This is a genomic window from Schaalia turicensis ACS-279-V-Col4 (assembly GCF_000296505.1).
GTDB classification, from domain to species: Bacteria; Actinomycetota; Actinomycetes; order Actinomycetales; family Actinomycetaceae; genus Pauljensenia; species Pauljensenia turicensis_A.
On sequence record NZ_JH815209.1, the window covers coordinates 4,908 to 23,256 of the forward strand.

The window sequence follows — 18,349 nt, forward strand, 5'->3', positions numbered from 1 at the left end:
TAACAACGATCGCCGTGAAGGCGGATACGCACGACGTGATAACGATCGGCGTGACGGCGGTTATGGTCGTCGTGATGACAACCGAGGTCGTGGTTTCGACCGTAACAATGACCGCCGTTCGGGCGGTTTTGACCGTAACAATGAGCGTCGCGGTGGCGATCGCCAGCGCGGTGATCGCATGCCTCCCAGCCATAACCAAGAGCAGTACCAAAACTACGCTTCCACTGACGAGTACGTCTCGCCCAATCCGAATGAGCCCACGATTCCCGCAGGTGTGTCCGCCCAGGAACTTGATGCCGCAGCACTGCGCGCACTTACTACACTTTCCGGCCCGAATAAGGACATCGTTGCCCGCCACCTCGTGATGGCCGGACAACTGATTGACCTTGATCCGGAACTTGCCTACAAGCATGCTTCAGCAGCATCTGCGCGTGCCGGTCGCGTCGACGTTGTCCGCGAAGCAAGTGCCTTGACCGCATACGCATCCGGTCGCTATGACGAGGCGCTCCGTGAGGTCCGCGCCGTCCGTCGTATGCGCGGTGACAACTCGCTTCGTGCAGTCGAAGCCGATTGTGAACGTGGCCTGGGACGCCCTGAAAAGGCTGTCGAAATCATCGACCAGACTGAAACCAAAGGCATGGAACTGTCTGAGCAAGTCGAACTGATTCTGGTTTCTTCCGGCGCTCGCGCCGATCTTGGCCAGAGCGAAGTTGGTCTGCTCATCGTCGATGATGCGTTGGCTGTACTGCCCGCAGACACGGATCCCTTCCTCCTGCGTCGCTTGAACGAGGTCAAGATTGATCGTCTGCGTGAACTTGGACGCGATGATGAAGCCGACGAACTCGAATCCCAACTTCCTGAAGAAATTGAAGACCCCGATATCGTTGATATTTCGCTCTATGCGGATGCTGACGTTGACAATAAGCGCACTCAGCTTCGTGCAATGTCAAGACCGCTGGTTGAAGAATTCGATGTTGCCCTCTTTGATCTCGATGGCACCGCATGGAATGGTGATGAGCCGATCGAACATGCAGCTGACGCAGTGAAAGAAGCACGCGAAGCCGGCATGAAGACCGTGTTCGTTACGAATAACGCGATGCGTAGCCCTCGCCAGGTTGCCGACAAGCTGAACACGATGGACTTTGAAGCAGATCCGTCGATGGTGATGACCTCCGCCATGGATGTTATTGCTTTGATGAAGGAACGTATCGAAGACGGTTCGAAGGTCTTTGCTATCGGTGGCGACGGTCTTCGCGTTGCACTGACTGAAGCGGGATATGAGCTTGTTGATTCCGCTGATGATGAGCCGGTTGCCGTTGTTCAGGGCCTCGACAAGGACGTGAACTGGGTGCTCATGTCGGAAGGCGCATTTGCCATTCAACGCGGTGCGCGCTTCTTCGCAACGAACCTTGACACAACTCTTCCACAGGAACGTGGCTTTGCTCTTGGCAACGGCTCTCTTGTCGCCGCCATTGAACATGCAACGGGCAAGCGTGCGTTTGCAGCGGGCAAGCCGGAACCGGGTATTTACCAGCGTGCTGCTGCGCTGGTTGGCGGAGAGAAGCCGATCGCTGTTGGCGACCGCCTTGAAACCGACATCCTGGGTGCTATTCGCGCAGGCATGCCGGCAATGCATGTTCTTACCGGTATTCATGACGCACAAGCCATTGTGACGGCTCCTCGCGGCCAGCGCCCCAGCTTCCTTGCCCTCGATATCCGAGGCCTTCAGGAAACTCATCCGCGCGCTAAGCACCACCTGGATAACTCCTGGACCTGTGGCGTCTCTCAGGTTGTCCGCATAGCACGTCACGGTGGAATTTTCGTCGACGATGTTGAACTGGCCGCGGATGAGATCTACACGATTACGCTCGACACCTACCGTGCAATGGCGGCAGCAGGCTGGGATTACTCTGACGAAAACGCCGGAGAGACCCCGCGTTGCCCCAAGCTCACAGTCGTTCCGAACGACGATGAGTCCGGAATCGTTGTTGCGCCGATTGAAATCTTAGAAGACGCAGAAAGCGACGAGGGCTTCACCTCCTCTGACGAACTGCTTGCAGTTCAAGCAGATGAACTCGATGAAGCATTGGAAACTCCTGCGTTCCTTCCCGGCGAAGAAGAACTCGAACGTCTTCTTGCCGAAACTGAAGACGATGACGAAGCGGGCGAAACTCAAGGCGAGTGATGACTAATCTCAGTGACGGTTCTGGGGCGGGCGTGATGCCGCCCCAGAACCGGAGCCTTCGCAATGATGATGCTCACCAGGCTACGAATTCAGGACAGAATGCCCAGTCTGAAACGGTGAGCATCGAAGAACTTGAACGCGAGATCGTTCGTTTGAAAGAACGCGACGTTGTTCTACGCACGCGTCTATCCGGTCCGGAGTTCTTGTGAAACTGCGTCGAATTGATTCGGAGCTTGTGCGCAGGGGATTGGCTCGATCTCGTACCCACGCCCAAGAAATGATCGCTGACCAGCGTGTGAAGCTCGACGGAGAAATTGTTCTGAAGCCCGCACGTCAAATGGATCCTGCACAGGCGATCGTGATCAGCGAGGCACTAGAGATTGAATACGTCTCTCGTGGTGCGCATAAACTGGCCGGTGCCCTAGATATTCTGGGCGATACTGCTCCCACGATTGCGGACACAGTGTGTATGGACGCCGGCGCTTCAACCGGTGGATTCACTGACGTGTTGTTGCGCAGGGGAGCCCGCCAGGTGTTTGCCGTTGACGTTGGTTACGGTCAGCTTGCTTGGAAGCTCCAGTCAGATCCTCGTGTTGTCGTGATGGATCGTACCAACGTACGCACGATGAAAGACGGCGATCTGGATCCGAAGCCACAGATCGTTGTTGGCGATATGTCCTTTATTTCACTGACGCTTGTTATCCCGGCTCTCGTTGCAGTTGCAACCGATGACGCTGATTTCCTGCTGATGGTGAAGCCGCAGTTTGAGATCGGCAAAGAACGTCTCGGCCACGGTGGCGTTGTTCGCAACCCGAACCATCACGTGGAAACCGTCGAAAATGTTGCGCTCTGCGCCATCGACAACGGTCTGACAGTCCGCGCAGTCGCAGCTTCGCCTCTTCCGGGGCCTTCTGGGAACGTTGAGTACTTTATCCATATGTCCGCATCTGGCTCAGGCGGAATTGATGCTGATGAGTTACGCTCACGTATCAAAGAGGCAGTGATCGCTGGCCCCGCAGATTCGAAGGGACTTCAATGATTCGTCGCGTCATGCTTGTCTGGCATAAGCATCGTCCTGACGCGCAGACAGCAGCATCGGTCATGATGAGCGAGCTCGACTCTCTTGGCGTAGAGGTCGTCGAAGAAGCACGCCCAAATTCTGCCGATCTTCTTCTTGCCCTCGGTGGCGATGGAACGATCCTTGCGGCAGCTGAATATGCTCGCCGTTGCGATGTACCCCTTCTCGGAGTGAACCTCGGCCACATGGGCTTTCTCGCTGAGGCAACCGATCAGGGCTTCGACGAACTGGCACAACGCATCGCGAACGAAGATTTCCATCTGGAAACCCGCATGACGTTGGACGTTGTTGTTCGCCAACCCGATGGGACAGTCATTACTGACTGGGCGTTGAACGAAGCGGTCGTTATCCACACGGATGTTGCCCATCCGGTGCATCTTGCGCTGGCAGTCGACGGACAGGACGTTTCAACGTATGGCGCTGATGGCATTGTTTTGGCGACGCCAACAGGCTCAACCGCATATAGTTTCTCTGCCGGTGGACCAGTTGTATGGCCCGATATGGAGGCGATCGTGATGGCGCCGTTGGCGGCTCATGGATTGTTTACGAGGCCGCTTGTCGTGGGTCCATCTTCCAAGCTTGAAGTGGGCGTGCTCAGTGAAAACTGGACCTCGCCAGAACTATGGTGCGATGGCAAACGACGGAACAGTTTGCCTCCGGGCTCGAGCGTGACCACAACGGTTGGTCAGTGGCCGGTGAGACTTGTCCGTCTTGATGACACTCCATTCTCGACTCGTCTGGTTCAGAAATTTAATCTTCCGACCCGCGGTTGGAGGAACGGACGTAACAGGTCGGTCGGGAAATGATTTCAACGATTGAAATCTCCGGGATCGGTGTGATTGACCGCGCCACTCTTGACTTCGGTGAGGGGCTCACGGTCCTTACCGGCGAGACGGGTGCCGGTAAAACGATGGTGCTCACATCGGTCAATCTTCTATTGGGCTCGCGGGCAGAGCCAGCCTTAGTGCGCGAAGGACGATCTCGCGCGCAAGTCGATGGTGTCTTCATTCTGGATGAGCAACACATAGCTCCTCTGGTCGAAGAGGGAATTGACGTTGAAGATTCGGAGCTGATTGTTTCGCGTACCGTTCTAGCCCAGGGGCGCTCGCGCGCACACGTCGGTGGGCGAATGGTTCCAGCATCGGGGCTTGCCCAGACGGTTGCCCCTCTGATCACAGTGCACGGGCAGGCCGAACAAATGCGTTTAAAAAACCCGAACGCGCAACGTGACCTCGTAGATTCCTACGGCGACCAAGCGCACCAGGATCTGCTGGCCGAATACGAGAAAGCTTGGAAAGAAGCGGTGAACGCCAAGCGTTCTTTCGACGACATTACGAAGAACGCAGATGAGCGTATCCGAGAAACAGAATCGCTAAGCGCAGCTCTTGAAGCGATTGATGCTTTCGACCCTCATGAAGGTGAGGACGAAGAGCTACGACTTGAAGCGCGTCGCCTGATGAGCGTGGAAGACCTCCGTCGGTTTATTGATACTGCAACGGCTTTCATCCGAGGAACTGACGATACAGATGGAGCCTCGAGCCTTCTTCGACACAGTCGCGACCAGATTTCTTGCGCGCGCAGTCTCGACGAGTCGCTCGCGTCTCTTGAACGACAGGCAGAATCGATCGCAATCGATGTTGAGACTCTGGGGGATGACCTGGGAGCCTACGCTCGTAGCCTCGACGCTGACCCCAGTCGTCTTGCATGGGTTCATTCGCGACGCGCTGATCTGAAGAAACTTCTTGAAGGCCGGGCCGATGATGCGACTGGCCTCATTGAATGGGCGCAACGCGCACGTAGGCGTCTTGAAGAGCTTGTGACCAGTGGAAATAATCCTGAGGTCGCCGAAAAGAAACTGAAGGAAGCTCAAGCGCGTGTCCTCGAAGTCGGTTCACGGCTTCACGATTCCCGCGTCCGATGCGGTTGTGAGCTGGCGGAAAAAGTAACGGGGGAGCTGCACGCGCTTGCCATGGCAGACGCGAAGCTTATTTGTATCGTTGAAAAGACAAAACCTACGTCGCATGGCCTCGACGACGTCACTATCCTGCTTCAACCGCACTCGTCGGCCACACCACGCCCACTTGGGCAAGGAGCCTCCGGTGGCGAGCTGTCCCGCATCATGCTGGGACTCGAAGTCGTCTTGGGTGAAAAGAGCACCACGAAGACCTTCATTTTCGACGAAGTTGATGCGGGAATTGGCGGGCAAACGGCGACTGAAGTGGGTGCCCGTTTGAAACGCCTGGCGCAAAACCGGCAGGTTATTGTCGTCACTCACCTCCCGCAGGTCGCTGTCTTCGCCTCGCACCACCTAGTGGTGACGAAGAATGACGGTCTCACCGACGTGCACGTGGTGGAAGGTGAAGCCAGAGAGGCTGAATTAACGCGGATGATGGGTGGAGATGCTCACTCTCCGGCGGCGCGCCGACACGCTATCGAAGTCCTGACTTCAGCCGTGCCACAATCACAGGGATGAGTAGCGAAAAAATCCAGTCCGCTTCAGGCGCGACACAAATCACGGGTATCGTACGCGTTGACAGTCGTGTTCGAAACATTACTGCTCGCATGGAACCCGGTGACATTGCAGTAATCGATCAGGTTGACCTTGATCGTCAAAGCGCGCACGCTCTCGTGTCGCGTGAACCGAAGGCCGTCCTTAATGCCGCGCCTTCGTCGTCAGGTCGCCAACAGGTGCGCGGACCTCGTGTACTTCTCGAAGCAGGAATCATCGTCATCGATGATCTTGGCCCCGACGTGATGTCCCTGCGTGAAGGTGACACCATCACAATCGAAGATGGTCGTGTTCTTCGCGACGATGAAGTCGTATCGACAGGTCGTCTGCTTTCCCTGCGCGATTTGGAAAACGACGAAGTCGAAAGCCGACAGCTCATTTCAACGCAGATCGGTTCATTCGCAGCCTCGATCGAAGAATTCCTTGATCGTGATGGAGGCGTCCTACGAGGTGTTGGCGTTCCGACCTTTAAGAAAGACCTCGAAGGAAAGCCCGTTGTTGTCGTCCTTGACGATTCCCAGACCAAACAACAGCTGAAGAACCTGAAGCGTTGGATCGGCGATGCGTCTCCGATCATCATCGGTGTTGACGGAGGTAGTGATCTGGCGCGTTCTGCCGGGTTTAAACCTCAGATCGTTGTCGGTGACATGGATCAGATCAGCGATAAGGTTCTTCGTGGAGCAGGCCGTAGGATTCTTCGACGCGGTCACGACGGTATCGCTCAAGGAAGCGAACGACTCAACCGCATGGGTCTGCACGCCGACGTTGTCGAAATGTCGGGTTCGTCCGAAGACGTTGCCCTGCTGGTAGCTAAGCATTCGGGCGCCTCGTCGATCGTTCTCGTCGGTGGTCACCACGATCTTGACGATTTCGTTGACCGTGGTCGCTCCGCGATGTCGCCCTCATTCTTTACTCGACTCGTTGCCGGGGATGAACTCGTTCAGGCTCGAGCAGTTGCCGCCAGCCACCGCCCACGACTCTCAGGTTTCTGGATCGTGCTACTGGCGTTGGTGATGATTGGTGGAATCGGTGTTGCTCTCTGGGCGACGCCGTGGGGCAATGATTTGTTCTCATCGATTATTTCGCTTGCGAGCCCGTCCACCCCATTGTCCCCTGACTCTTTGACGAACCTCAACTGAGGAGATACAAAATGATGAATTTCCGTTACCACCTGGTATCGCTGATCGCAGTGTTCGTGGCGCTTTCGATCGGTGTCATCCTCGGTTCTGGTCCGTTGCAGTCCCGAATCTCTGGGGCTCTTGCAGATAAGAATGCAGCATCTTCCGTTGCCGATGCCCAGGCTCTTGCTCAGGCTCAAGCTTTGGCAAGCGCTGAAGCAGCAGGTCTTGATGCGATTGCATCGAACAAGCTTGATGGCACTCTGTCCGGCATGAAGGTAACAACAATTGGTCTGCCCGGAGCTACGGCTGAAGACATTACTACGGTCAGCGATCGCCTGTCCGCCGCTGGCGCCGAGGTAATCGGCCATGTCTCGCTGACGGACAACTTTGATAACGCTGGAATGTCTCAGTACCGTGAGACCCTTTCAAGCCCCCTTTCGAGCCATATGTCTAATCTGCCCTCATCTGCATCGGGCGAAGCAATCATCAGCTTCGGCATCGTTGCAGTCTTGACGACTACGGGTTCTGAAACGGACCTCGTGAAGGAGATTTTGACTGACGATTCCACTCCGATTATGTCGATCGCCACGGATCCGGCCGGAGCAACAGAAGCCATCGTTGTCGTCGGCCCGCGTGCTTCGGCAACTGTTTTAGCTCAGAACTCTGCAGATTCTTCCCAGTCTGGCGTTGTGGAACGTGCTCCTCAGGCGTGGTTGGGTCTTGCTCAGGCGGTTACTTCTGTTCCGAAGTCTGCGGTTATCGTCGCCGATGCTTCGACGGATTCGTCCATGGGACAGGTTCTGCGCACTCAGGGTGCCCAGGTCACGTCAATCGATTCGCCTGGCACGACGCTGTCGGCAATCTCAGCCGTCATCTCCCTGAAGGATGCGTCCGCAACTGCTCGCGCATACGGCGTTCAAAATGGCGCCACTGCGGTTATACCTGAGCTTCCGTGATAGGAGCTATCGTTTCGCCTCAACGTTCGTGACAGCGAGCCACTAGCGCTTCCACCACGTGGCGTTTCCAACTGTGCGGTGCGTATCATCTTGGCCTTCTGAGTCGAGGTGATACGCACCGTTTTGTTATGCTGGAGTCCCATGGTGATGTCTTCAACGCGCGCTATGGGCGCAGATCAAATGGTAACCAAGCAGATTTTTGTTACTGGCGGTGTCGTCAGTTCACTGGGTAAAGGGTTGACCGCTTCAAGTCTTGGTCGTCTTCTTCGTTCTCGTGGTCTTTCTGTTGTGATGCAGAAGCTTGATCCGTACATTAACGTCGATCCGGGCACAATGAACCCCTTCCAGCACGGTGAAGTTTTCGTGACGGAAGATGGTGCTGAGACCGACCTCGATATTGGTCACTACGAGCGTTTCCTTGATGTTGCTCTTTCGGGTGACGCAAACGCGACAACCGGTCAGGTCTACTCGACGGTGATCGCGAAGGAGCGTCGTGGTGAATACCTTGGTGATACCGTCCAGGTTATCCCGCATATTACTGATGAAATTAAACGCGTGATGCGTTCCCAGGCTCGTCCTGATGCCGAAGGCAACACTCCTGACGTGATCATCACGGAAATTGGTGGCACCGTCGGTGATATTGAATCTCAGCCGTTCCTCGAAGCTGCACGTCAAGTGCGCGCCGATCTTGGTCGCGAGAACGTTGCCTTTGTTCACGTTTCGCTGATTCCGTTCCTGCCGGCTGCCGGCGAACTGAAGACGAAGCCGACGCAGCACTCTGTTGCTGCTCTTCGTTCGATCGGTATTGCTCCCGATGCTCTTGTGTTGCGCACGGATCGTCCGCTTCCTGAGGGGATTAAGGGCAAGGTCGCGCTGATGTGCGACGTTGACCGCGATGCCGTCATCGAGTGCAAGGATGTGTCGTCGATTTACGAGGTTCCGCCGACGCTTCACCGTGAGGGACTTGATGCCTACTTGGTTCAACGTCTTGGATTGCAGTTCCGCGATGTTGATTGGACGGAGTGGAATGGCTTGCTCGAGCGGGTTCATTCCCCGAAGTACCGCGTTGAGGTTGCCCTGGTTGGCAAGTACATTGATCTGCACGATGCGTATCTGTCGGTTCAGGAAGCCATCAAGCACGGTGGCTTTGCAAACAATGCTCGCGTTGACATCCGCTGGGTCGCGTCCGATGGTTGCGAGACGCCCGAAGGTGCCAGTCGTGAACTTGCCGGTGTAGATGCGATCTGTGTCCCCGGCGGTTTCGGTGTACGAGGCATCGAAGGCAAGCTTGGTGCCCTGCGCTGGGCACGTGAACACGGCGTTCCTACTCTGGGCCTCTGCCTTGGCTTGCAGTGCATGGTGATTGAAGCATCGCGTAACATGCTGGGTCTGGCTGGCGCTTCTTCGACGGAGATGGATCCCGAGACTTCCGATCCGGTTGTTGCCACGATGGCCGACCAGATGGACATCGTTTCCGGCGAAGGTGATCTTGGCGGCACGATGCGCCTTGGCTCTTACCCTGCAAAACTCACCGAAGGTTCCATTGTTGCTCAGGCGTATGGAACGACCGAGGTGACCGAACGTCACCGTCACCGCTACGAGGTCAACAACGCCTATCGCGATCGCCTTGAAGCGGCGGGCCTGCATATTTCCGGTACTTCGCCCTCGGGTGATCTGGTTGAGTTCGTTGAGCTTGATCGTTCCGTGCACCCGTACTACGTGGCGACCCAGGCTCACCCGGAGTTCAAGTCGCGTCCGACGAACCCGCATCCACTGTTCGCGAGCCTCGTCCACGCTGCCCTGGAACGCCACAAGGGACGCTACTCGTCGAACCAAGACACTCATGTCGTTGAGGAATCGGCGAAATGACCTTGCGTGAAGTTGCGGCCTCTCAGGCGAAGGCCGAAGGCGACACTCCAGCTCAATTCGAGGTCATTGAACACCGTCATCTGTGGGATGGTCGGGTCATCGGGCTTGAAGAGGATGAAGTTCGTCTGATTGAAGACGCTGAACCTGTCCTTCGCCAGTACACCACGCACCCAGGTGCGGTCGCTGTCGTGGCGTTGCGGGGCGAAGCTGGCAACGAAGAGGTACTTCTTGAACGTCAGTATCGTCATCCGGTGCGAGCAAACCTATGGGAAATTCCCGCGGGATTGCTCGATATCGAAGGGGAAGACTATGTCTGTGCCGCCCAGCGAGAACTGGCTGAAGAAGTTGATCTTCAAGCCAATCAATGGGATGTTCTGGTCGACTACTTCACATCGCCGGGAGGATCTGTTGAATCGCTTCGTATCTTCCTCGCGCGTGATCTGGTCGAGCTTGATCAGGAGTTCGAACGTCTGGACGAAGAGGCACTCATGGTGAGTTCCTGGGTGAAGCTTGATGACGCTGTGGACATGATCTTTGCTGGCAAGTTGCACAACCCATCTGCGGTAACTGGAATTCTTGCAACCTGGAATGCGCGAGCACGTGGTTGGAAGAACCTCCGACCTGCGGATTCACCCTGGATGCGCTAAGGAAACGTGTGGCGTTTTTGACACGTCTGAATTTCGATAAGCATATTGTGCGTAAAAGGACGTAGACTCTGACATAGATTCCCATGTGAACAGATGATCGGAGGCCTTGTGGGCGAACAGCTCGATGCGCGAACTCGCGAGCAAGTCCTCGATTTGATCGTCGAAAAAGGACCCGTGACTGCAACCGTCATCGCTCGAATTCTTAAGCTGACTACCGCAGCCGTGCGCAGGCACATCACCATCTTGTTGGATTCGAAAGAAATCATGGAGATGGAACCGGCGCAGTTGCAAAAGCGCGGTCGTGGACGCCCGGCTCGTCACTATGTCGCAACACCGAACGCGCACACGAAGTTGCCTGACGGATATTCCGAGCTAGCTGTCAAAGCCCTCGGTTACCTTGGACAGGTTGGCGGTGGGGAAGCGATTGATTCTTTCGCGGCCTCTCGTTCGCGTGAAATTGAGCGTCGCTATGCGCCTATCGTGCGCGAAGCTGGCTCAGACCCGAAGGTCCGTGCTCAGGCTCTTGCCGATGCACTGACTCAAGACGGTTATGCTGCGACGGTTCGAGACATCGGTAATGGCAATTTTGCTATTCAGCTATGCCAAGGGCACTGTCCTATTCAGGAAGTTGCCGGTGACTACCCGCAGCTCTGCGAGGCAGAAACCCAAGCGTTTAGTCGACTTCTTGATGTTCACATTCAGAGGCTTGCAACTCTTGCCGGCGGTGGTCACGTCTGTACGACTCACATTCCCGTGGGCGCACCCGTGCTTCGTTCGGCTTCACGAGCCACTCGGCGTAAGTAGAGCGTGCTTGAAATTAAGAATGGAAGGTTGACACCACTATGACCCAGTCACCGCAGGTCACTGACCTCGATGACCGTCACATGAGTGATGATGAAATCATCGACTCAATTGGCGCGTATGAGTATGGATGGCGCGATAGCGACGAGTACTCAAAGAATGCTGAATACGGCATTAATGCGGACGTTGTTCGTTCGATCTCGGATCATAAGAATGAGCCGGAGTGGATGCGTGAACGTCGTCTGAAGGCACTTGAAATCTTCGATCGCAAGCCGATGCCCACATGGGGCCCGGATCTTTCGGATATCGACTTCGATACGTTCAAGTACTACGTCAGCCCCACCGACCGTCAGGTGAATGCGTGGGAAGACCTTCCCGAGGAAATTCGCAATACCTACGATCGTCTGGGTATTCCGGACGCTGAAAAGAATCGCCTGGTCTCCGGCGTCGCTGCCCAGTACGAGTCTGAGGTTGTCTACCAGCAGATTCAGGAAGATCTTGAACGCCAGGGTGTCATCTTCCTCGATACCGACACGGGTCTCCGTGAGTATCCAGAAATCTTCCAGGAGTACTTCGGCAAAGCTGTTCCCTCCGGTGACAATAAGTTCTCCGCACTGAACACCGCCGCTTGGTCGGGTGGTTCCTTCGTCTACGTGCCACCAGGCGTTCACGTCGACATCCCGCTTCAGGCCTACTTCCGCATTAACACTGAGGCTCTTGGCCAGTTCGAACGTACGCTGATCATCGCTGATGAGGGCTCCTACGTTCACTACGTCGAAGGGTGCACCGCGCCGATTTATGACGAGAACTCACTGCACTCAGGTGTTATCGAAATCTTCGTCAAGAAGGGTGCACGCGTTCGCTACACGACGATCCAGAACTGGTCGACCAACGTTCTGAACCTCGTGACCCAGCGCGCCATCGTCGAAGAAGGCGGAACTATGGAGTGGGTCGATGGCAACATGGGTGCCGCGATTACCATGAAGTACCCCGCCTGCTTCCTCATGGGCGAGCATGCCCGTGGAGAGACATTGTCCATCGGTTTTGCAGGCCCCGGTCAGCACCAGGACACTGGCGCCAAGATGGTCCACATGGCACCGCACACCTCTTCTTCGATCGTGTCGAAGTCCGTGTCTCGTGGCGGTGGCCGTACCTCGTACCGCGGTCTGGTTCAGATCAACGCCCGCGCACGGCACTCGAAGTCCAACGTCCTGTGCGACGCGCTTCTTGTCGACAAGGTTTCACGTACCGATACCTACCCCTATGTTGACGTCCGAACCGATGACGTCGAAATGGGTCACGAAGCAACCGTTTCGAAGGTGTCGGCAGACCAGCTCTTCTACCTGATGAGCCGTGGCCTTGATGAGAACGAAGCAATGGCAATGATCGTTCGTGGCTTCGTTGAGCCGATCGCGAAGGAACTCCCGATGGAGTACGCGCTCGAACTCAACCGCCTGATCGAACTGCAGATGGAAGGATCCGTCGGCTGATATGACGACACAAGAAGTGATGAATAAAGCGCACTCTCACGGCGGCGTCGAAAAGGGCGGCCACGCCAGCCGCGCAGACCGCCCGGTTTCCTTCGATCTCGATGCAATCCCGACCCCGCACGGTCGCGAAGAAGACTGGCGTTTCACCCCGATGCGTCGCATCGAACGTCTTTTTGAGGTTGAAAACTATGACCAGGGTGATGCCCCGGTCACCGTTGAGGCTCCTGAATGCGTGACAGTTGAACAGGCTGATCGCTCCGATTCTCGCTTGGGTACTGTTCTTGCTCCCGGTGATCGCACAGCGGTTGTCGCATGGAATCAGTATGGTGAGTCGACAATTGTTTCTGTTCCTGCCCAGATGCAGGTCAGCGAACCGATCCGTCTGAACGTTGACGCTGTTGAAGGAACTCGCGCCCAGCACATCTTCGTTGAGGTCGGCGAACTTGCCGAAGCGACGATCATCCTGAACCACCGTGGCTCTGAAGAAGCAGCTGTCAATCAGACCATCGAAGTGAACGCAGGGGACGGCTCGAAGGTCACCTTCGTTTCAATCCAAGAATGGGATGACACCACACTGCACGCCTCAAACCACCGACTGGCACTGGGCAAGGATGCTTCCCTGACGCACATCGTTGTTACTTTCGGTGGCGACCTGGTCCGTATCTCTTCCGATACTGATTTCCGAGGCCCCGGTGGCGAACTCAACATGCTGGGCCTGTACTTCGTTGACGGCGGTCAGCACCTCGAGCACCGCGTGTTCGTTGACCACTCCCAGCCGAACTGCTACTCGCGAGTCACCTACAAGGGTGCTCTGCAGGGCAACGGCGCACACTCGGTGTGGATTGGCGACTGCCTGATCCGGGAAGCAGCCGACGACACCGACACCTACGAACTGAACCGCAACCTGGTCCTCACCGAGGGCGCCAAGGCCGACTCTGTTCCGAACCTCGAAATTGAAAACGGTGAAATCCGCGGAGCTGGACACGCATCCGCAACCGGCCGTTTCGATGACGAACAGCTCTTCTACCTGATGAGCCGAGGAATCAGCGAACACGAGGCACGTCGTCTTGTTGTCCGTGGTTTCTTCGCCGAGCTCATTAATCAGATTGGTGTGCCCGAGGTGGTTGACCACCTCATGGAGGCCGTCGAGGCCGAACTCGCCAAGTCCCGAACGAACTGACCCTGCGCGCCATGTGGCGCACCAACTATTGCGGCCTCGCGCCGACAAGGAGAAACAATGTCGACTTTGACGATCAAAGATCTGCATGTCACGGTTGAAACCGCTGACGGCCCCAAGGAGATCTTGAAGGGCGTGAATCTGACCATCAAGTCCGGTGAAATCCACGCCATTATGGGGCCGAACGGTTCGGGCAAGTCCACGCTTGCCTATGCACTCGCCGGCCATCCCGAATACACCATCACCCAGGGCGAAGCATGGCTCGACGACAAGCTCATTACTGAGATGAGCGTTGACGAGCGCGCCAAGGCCGGTCTGTTCCTGGCCATGCAGTACCCGGTTGAGGTTGCGGGCGTTTCCGTTTCCAACTTCCTGCGTACCGCTAAGACCGCTATCAACGGTGAAGCACCGCAGATCCGCCAGTGGGTCAAGGACGTGAAGTCCTCTATGGAGCACCTGCGTATGGACGAAGACTTCGCTGAGCGTGACGTCAACGTCGGTTTCTCCGGTGGTGAGAAGAAGCGTCTTGAGATCCTCCAGATGGAACTCCTGCAGCCGACCTTCGCAGTCCTGGATGAAACTGACTCCGGTCTGGACGTCGATGCTCTGCGCATCGTGTCTGAGGGTGTGAACCGTGTCCATGACACCACCGGCTGTGGCGTCATGCTGATCACTCACTACACGCGCATTCTTCGCTACATCAAGCCGAGCCACGTTCACGTCTTCGTGAACGGCCATGTTGCCGCCGAAGGAGGCCCCGAGCTTGCTGACCAGCTTGAAGAAGAAGGCTACGACAAGTACCTGGGTCTCTGATCAACATGAATTCGCTTCTCGGAGCAGACTTTAGCGCTGTAGAGCTCGAAGCTATCCGTTCGGATTTCCCGATTCTCGCTCGACTGGGGCGCGGAGGGAAGCCGATCGCGTACCTTGATGCCTCTGCAACGTCTCAAAAGCCTGCCAGCGTCATTGATGCGGAAGCGAATTTCTACCGTCGTTCGAATGCTGCTGTTCACCGCGGAACCCATATTTTGGGGGACGAAGCGACCAGCGCGTTCGAAGACGGACGTAGTGCGCTCGCCTCGTTTATCGGTGGGCGCAGCGATGAGATCGTGTGGACCAAGAACGCGACCGAAGCCATCAACCTTGTTGCTCTGTCTATCGGTCATGCGTCTGTTGGCCGTGGAGGCACGGCTTCGACTCCACTGAGAATTGGGCCAGGAGACACGATCGTCACCACTCGCTCAGAACACCATGCGAACCTCGTTCCGTGGCAGGAATTGTGCGCACGAACCGGCGCTGAACTCAAATGGCTGGATCTGACTCCTGACGGTCGCATTGACCTTGAGACACTCGACGTCATTACGCCCAACACTAAGCTGGTTGCTTTCACTCACGTGTCGAACGTGACGGGCGCGATCTCTCCCGTCGATGCGATTGTCGCAAAGGCACGCAGTGTCGGAGCTCTTGTTTTGGCTGATACCTGTCAGTCGAGCGCGCATATGGCGATTGATGTTCGTGCCATGGACGTGGATTTTGCTGTCATGTCATCGCACAAGATGCTTGGTCCTACCGGCGTCGGTGCGTTGTGGGGCAGGCGGGAACTCCTCGACATGATGCCTCCGGTTTTGACCGGCGGATCAATGATCGAATACGTGACGATGGAGGAATCGACGTACATGCCCGCTCCCGAACGGTTTGAAGCGGGATCTCAGCCCGTAGCTCAAATCGCAGGTTGGACGGCTGCGCTTGAATACCTGAGCGCTATTGGTATGGATCGCGTACACGCCCATGAGAAAGCCCTAACGCAGCGTCTGCTTGATGGGGTTGCCTCACTCGACGGTGTGAAAGTCCTTGGCCCAACAACCGATGTGGATCGTGTGGGCGTCGTGGCATTCGCAGTCGATGGTGTCCATCCGCACGATGTCGGTCAGATTTTGGATGCTGATGATATCGCGATTCGTGTCGGTCATCATTGCGCGATCCCACTTCATACGTTCTTCTCTGTTCGATCGTCCGCACGAGCATCCGTTGCAGTGTCGACGACTGAAGAAGAAATCGATCGTCTGGTCGCATCCCTTGGACGCGTGAGAGAGTTTTTCGGAGGATTCTGATGTCAAGCTTGGATCAGCTCTATCAGCAGGTCATCTTGGATCATGCCCGCGCCAAACACGGCCGAGGCGATGTGGAAGAGGTTGCGGCCTCGTCGCACCAAGTAAACCCCACGTGCGGCGACGAAGTAACCCTTGGCGTTACTCTCGCTAACGACGGCTCGATTGAAAAGCTTGTGTGGGATGGCGATGGTTGCTCGATTTCTCAAGCATCTCTGTCCATGCTGAACGACCTGGTCGCGAACCACTCGATTGAGGAAGCACGCATAGCATATGCGTCCATGGAATCGATGATGCATTCGAGGAACAGGGGAGTGCCCGACGAAGTCCTTGATGCTTTGGGGGATGCAGCGGCTCTTGAATCCACTTCTCAGTTTGCCAATCGCGTGAAGTGTGCACTGCTCGGCTGGTATGCCTTGCGTGACGCGCTTGCACAGCTCGGAACCGACATCGCAGGAGGTAATAAATGAATAACCCCATGGCAGCTCCGGAGCCTGTGGAGCAGCGTTTCGGCGCACCACCGGCACACGAACAGTCTGAGAATGTTCGCCAGATTGACGGCACAGACATCGTTGAAAACGGTTCTTTGAAGGGTGAAGATATCCTCGAAGCACTCAAAGACGTCATCGATCCTGAACTTGGCATTAACATCGTTGACCTTGGACTGGTCTACGGCGTGAACATTGCTGAGAACGACACAGTTGTTCTCGATATGACACTGACCTCTGCTGCCTGCCCGCTGACGGATGTCATCGAGCGTCAGGCACAGTCCGTTCTTTCCGCATTGACGCCTGAAGTGACTATTTCTTGGGTGTGGATGCCACCGTGGGGGCCGGATCGTATTACTCCGGATGGTCGTGAGCAACTCCGCGCAATTGGTTTCAACGTCTGAGCTGGTTTCAACGTCTGAGCGTGATCAGTGGTGGACTCGCGACGCCGGCACGGTTGAGGACACGCCGATTAAGGGATGGCAGGGATCATGGCAGGTTCGCTTCTGCTTCTTTCCGGAGGCGTGGCGCTCAGGCTACGAAAGCAGAGCATCATTCAGCGACCGTCTAGTATGTCTGGTCATCCCACAGGTCAGATGAGGCTGGGTGTGCCCCTCGTGCGATAATTATTCGCGCACGAGGGGCACACTCGTGTGTACACCGGGGCCGAACACGCAGTTGGATACGACGGTCATGGAGTGGTTCAAGGCATCCTCGTTATTCACAACCGCGTAGGATGACCTCAGGAAATATCGCGATCGGTCAATATAGTTAAGTCATCAAAACTTGACTGTATGAATCAACAGGGGAGGCGACGAATGGGAGCCAATACCACATTAGTCGCCCGCACTTTTGACATTGTTCAGATGTTTGCATCGGGAGCGACTTCTTCAGCTGTTCGTTCCAGCATCGACATTGAGGAAGAACCCCTGTCACATCTGGTTGACTACCTGTCCGCTGTCGATGATGTCCCGCCCACAACTCAAATCGCGATTCTGGTTGACTCTGACTCATACGACAGACGCCCAGCCTTCACGAATTTTTCTACGTGGCAGAGAACCGCATGGGAGCAAGGGTACGGCGTTCGCGTGCTCACCGATATCGACCAGGCGATCTTCGAATCTCTTATCATCATCGACGCGAATCAGACGAACACCTTGCCTCACAGCACGATCGAGCACCTAGCAGAAAGCGGCAACCAGGTCCTCCTTATTGCTCCTTCAACCACGCAACCTTCAGATTCCGCTTTCGTGAAGACCGCCGGAGTTCAGTTCGAGGGGGAGTCTCACCTTCAGGGGCTCGACGAAGCCAATGATGCAACGTGGCACCTCGTCGGTCGCCTCACAGAACCATCACTCAAGCATGCCGGAACGCATCTGAAGACTTCGACTGCTCCCCTGAAACTTACCGCGACTGATCCGAGCCTTGAACGAACACGTCAACTGATGAATGAGCCTCGGCCAGCATTGCGCGCAGCAAACTGGGCACGTGTCTTCACCCCGGGTGACTCGACCACCACGTTAGCGAGCGTTGATGATCCACTCAGTGAGCTTGATGGTCGCCCGATCATCACCAAACGTGCCGTCGCAAACGCACACGGGGAAGCGGGCGGAAACGTGTGGCTTGTCGGCGCTGATCTTGATGCATTCACCCGAGCAACACTGCTCAGACTCATCAGCGTTCATGCGCGTATCCGGCCAACGAACCTACAATTCCCGCGCGGTATCGAAGTCGTCCAACGCGCTCACATGACGTTTATTGTGAATCACGGTAGCACGATGGCAGAACTCTCCAACGTTCATGGATTAGATGTCATCAGTGGTAATACGTGCACGGGGCACGTTGCTCTTGCCCCGCACTCGGTCATGGTCGTCGTCGGAGAATAACAGCCGTTGAGTCGTTATTTCCTGAGCCTCATAT

At 56.0% G+C, this 18,349-nt stretch carries 17 protein-coding genes; all 17 read left to right on the forward strand.

The features are described 5' to 3' along the window. The coding region (locus HMPREF9241_RS03700; RefSeq protein ID WP_006680935.1) for an HAD-IIA family hydrolase at positions 1-2,185 on the forward strand (2,185 nt) is incomplete at its 5' end. Continuing rightward, a complete protein-coding gene (locus tag HMPREF9241_RS03705; protein ID WP_006680936.1) occupies positions 2,185-2,394 on the forward strand; it encodes a hypothetical protein in 210 nt (69 codons plus the stop codon). The genes HMPREF9241_RS03700 and HMPREF9241_RS03705, both read left to right, overlap by 1 nt. Next, on the forward strand, positions 2,391-3,224 hold the full coding sequence (locus HMPREF9241_RS03710; RefSeq protein ID WP_006680937.1) for a TlyA family RNA methyltransferase: 834 nt from the start codon (positions 2,391-2,393) through the stop codon (positions 3,222-3,224). The genes HMPREF9241_RS03705 and HMPREF9241_RS03710 overlap by 4 nt, the downstream gene beginning before the upstream one ends. After that, a complete protein-coding gene (locus HMPREF9241_RS03715; RefSeq protein WP_006680938.1) occupies positions 3,221-4,069 on the forward strand; it encodes an NAD kinase in 849 nt (282 codons plus the stop codon). Before HMPREF9241_RS03710 ends, HMPREF9241_RS03715 begins: the two co-directional genes overlap by 4 nt. Next, on the forward strand, positions 4,066-5,736 hold the full coding sequence (gene recN / locus HMPREF9241_RS03720) for a DNA repair protein RecN (RefSeq protein WP_006680939.1): 1,671 nt from the start codon (positions 4,066-4,068) through the stop codon (positions 5,734-5,736). The genes HMPREF9241_RS03715 and recN overlap by 4 nt, the downstream gene beginning before the upstream one ends. Beyond that, positions 5,733-6,911, forward strand: a complete 1,179-nt coding sequence (steA, locus tag HMPREF9241_RS03725; RefSeq protein WP_006680940.1) for a putative cytokinetic ring protein SteA — start codon at positions 5,733-5,735, stop codon at positions 6,909-6,911. The genes recN and steA overlap by 4 nt, the downstream gene beginning before the upstream one ends. Before the next feature lie 11 nt (positions 6,912-6,922). After that, on the forward strand, positions 6,923-7,849 hold the full coding sequence (locus HMPREF9241_RS03730; RefSeq protein WP_006680941.1) for a copper transporter: 927 nt from the start codon (positions 6,923-6,925) through the stop codon (positions 7,847-7,849). Between the two features lie 147 nt (positions 7,850-7,996). Beyond that, positions 7,997-9,718: a CTP synthase gene (locus HMPREF9241_RS03735; RefSeq protein ID WP_006680942.1), complete on the forward strand. Its 1,722-nt coding sequence runs from the start codon at positions 7,997-7,999 to the stop codon at positions 9,716-9,718. Next, positions 9,715-10,365 carry an NUDIX domain-containing protein gene (locus tag HMPREF9241_RS03740; RefSeq protein ID WP_006680943.1) on the forward strand — a complete coding sequence of 217 codons (651 nt, stop codon included), beginning with the start codon at positions 9,715-9,717 and terminating at the stop codon, positions 10,363-10,365. The genes HMPREF9241_RS03735 and HMPREF9241_RS03740 overlap by 4 nt, the downstream gene beginning before the upstream one ends. A gap of 93 nt (positions 10,366-10,458) precedes the next feature. Beyond that, on the forward strand, positions 10,459-11,169 hold the full coding sequence (locus HMPREF9241_RS03745) for a helix-turn-helix transcriptional regulator (RefSeq protein WP_243440772.1): 711 nt from the start codon (positions 10,459-10,461) through the stop codon (positions 11,167-11,169). Positions 11,170-11,207: 38 nt separating this feature from the next. After that, a complete protein-coding gene (gene sufB, locus HMPREF9241_RS03750; RefSeq protein ID WP_006680945.1) occupies positions 11,208-12,656 on the forward strand; it encodes a Fe-S cluster assembly protein SufB in 1,449 nt (482 codons plus the stop codon). A 1-nt stretch (position 12,657) separates the two neighbouring features. Then, positions 12,658-13,836: a Fe-S cluster assembly protein SufD gene (sufD, locus tag HMPREF9241_RS03755; RefSeq protein ID WP_006680946.1), complete on the forward strand. Its 1,179-nt coding sequence runs from the start codon at positions 12,658-12,660 to the stop codon at positions 13,834-13,836. 57 nt (positions 13,837-13,893) lie between these two features. Further along, positions 13,894-14,646, forward strand: a complete 753-nt coding sequence (gene sufC / locus HMPREF9241_RS03760) for a Fe-S cluster assembly ATPase SufC (protein WP_006680947.1) — start codon at positions 13,894-13,896, stop codon at positions 14,644-14,646. A 5-nt stretch (positions 14,647-14,651) separates the two neighbouring features. Further along, on the forward strand, positions 14,652-15,944 hold the full coding sequence (locus HMPREF9241_RS03765) for a SufS family cysteine desulfurase (RefSeq protein ID WP_006680948.1): 1,293 nt from the start codon (positions 14,652-14,654) through the stop codon (positions 15,942-15,944). Continuing rightward, a complete protein-coding gene (gene sufU / locus HMPREF9241_RS03770) occupies positions 15,944-16,411 on the forward strand; it encodes a Fe-S cluster assembly sulfur transfer protein SufU (protein WP_006680949.1) in 468 nt (155 codons plus the stop codon). The genes HMPREF9241_RS03765 and sufU overlap by 1 nt, the downstream gene beginning before the upstream one ends. Then, positions 16,408-16,833 carry a metal-sulfur cluster assembly factor gene (locus tag HMPREF9241_RS03775; RefSeq protein ID WP_006680950.1) on the forward strand — a complete coding sequence of 142 codons (426 nt, stop codon included), beginning with the start codon at positions 16,408-16,410 and terminating at the stop codon, positions 16,831-16,833. Before sufU ends, HMPREF9241_RS03775 begins: the two co-directional genes overlap by 4 nt. Before the next feature lie 414 nt (positions 16,834-17,247). Then, positions 17,248-18,315 (forward strand): hypothetical protein, encoded by a 1,068-nt coding sequence (locus HMPREF9241_RS03780; RefSeq protein WP_006680952.1) that lies wholly within the window; start codon positions 17,248-17,250, stop codon positions 18,313-18,315. Positions 18,316-18,349: the final 34 nt, after the last annotated feature.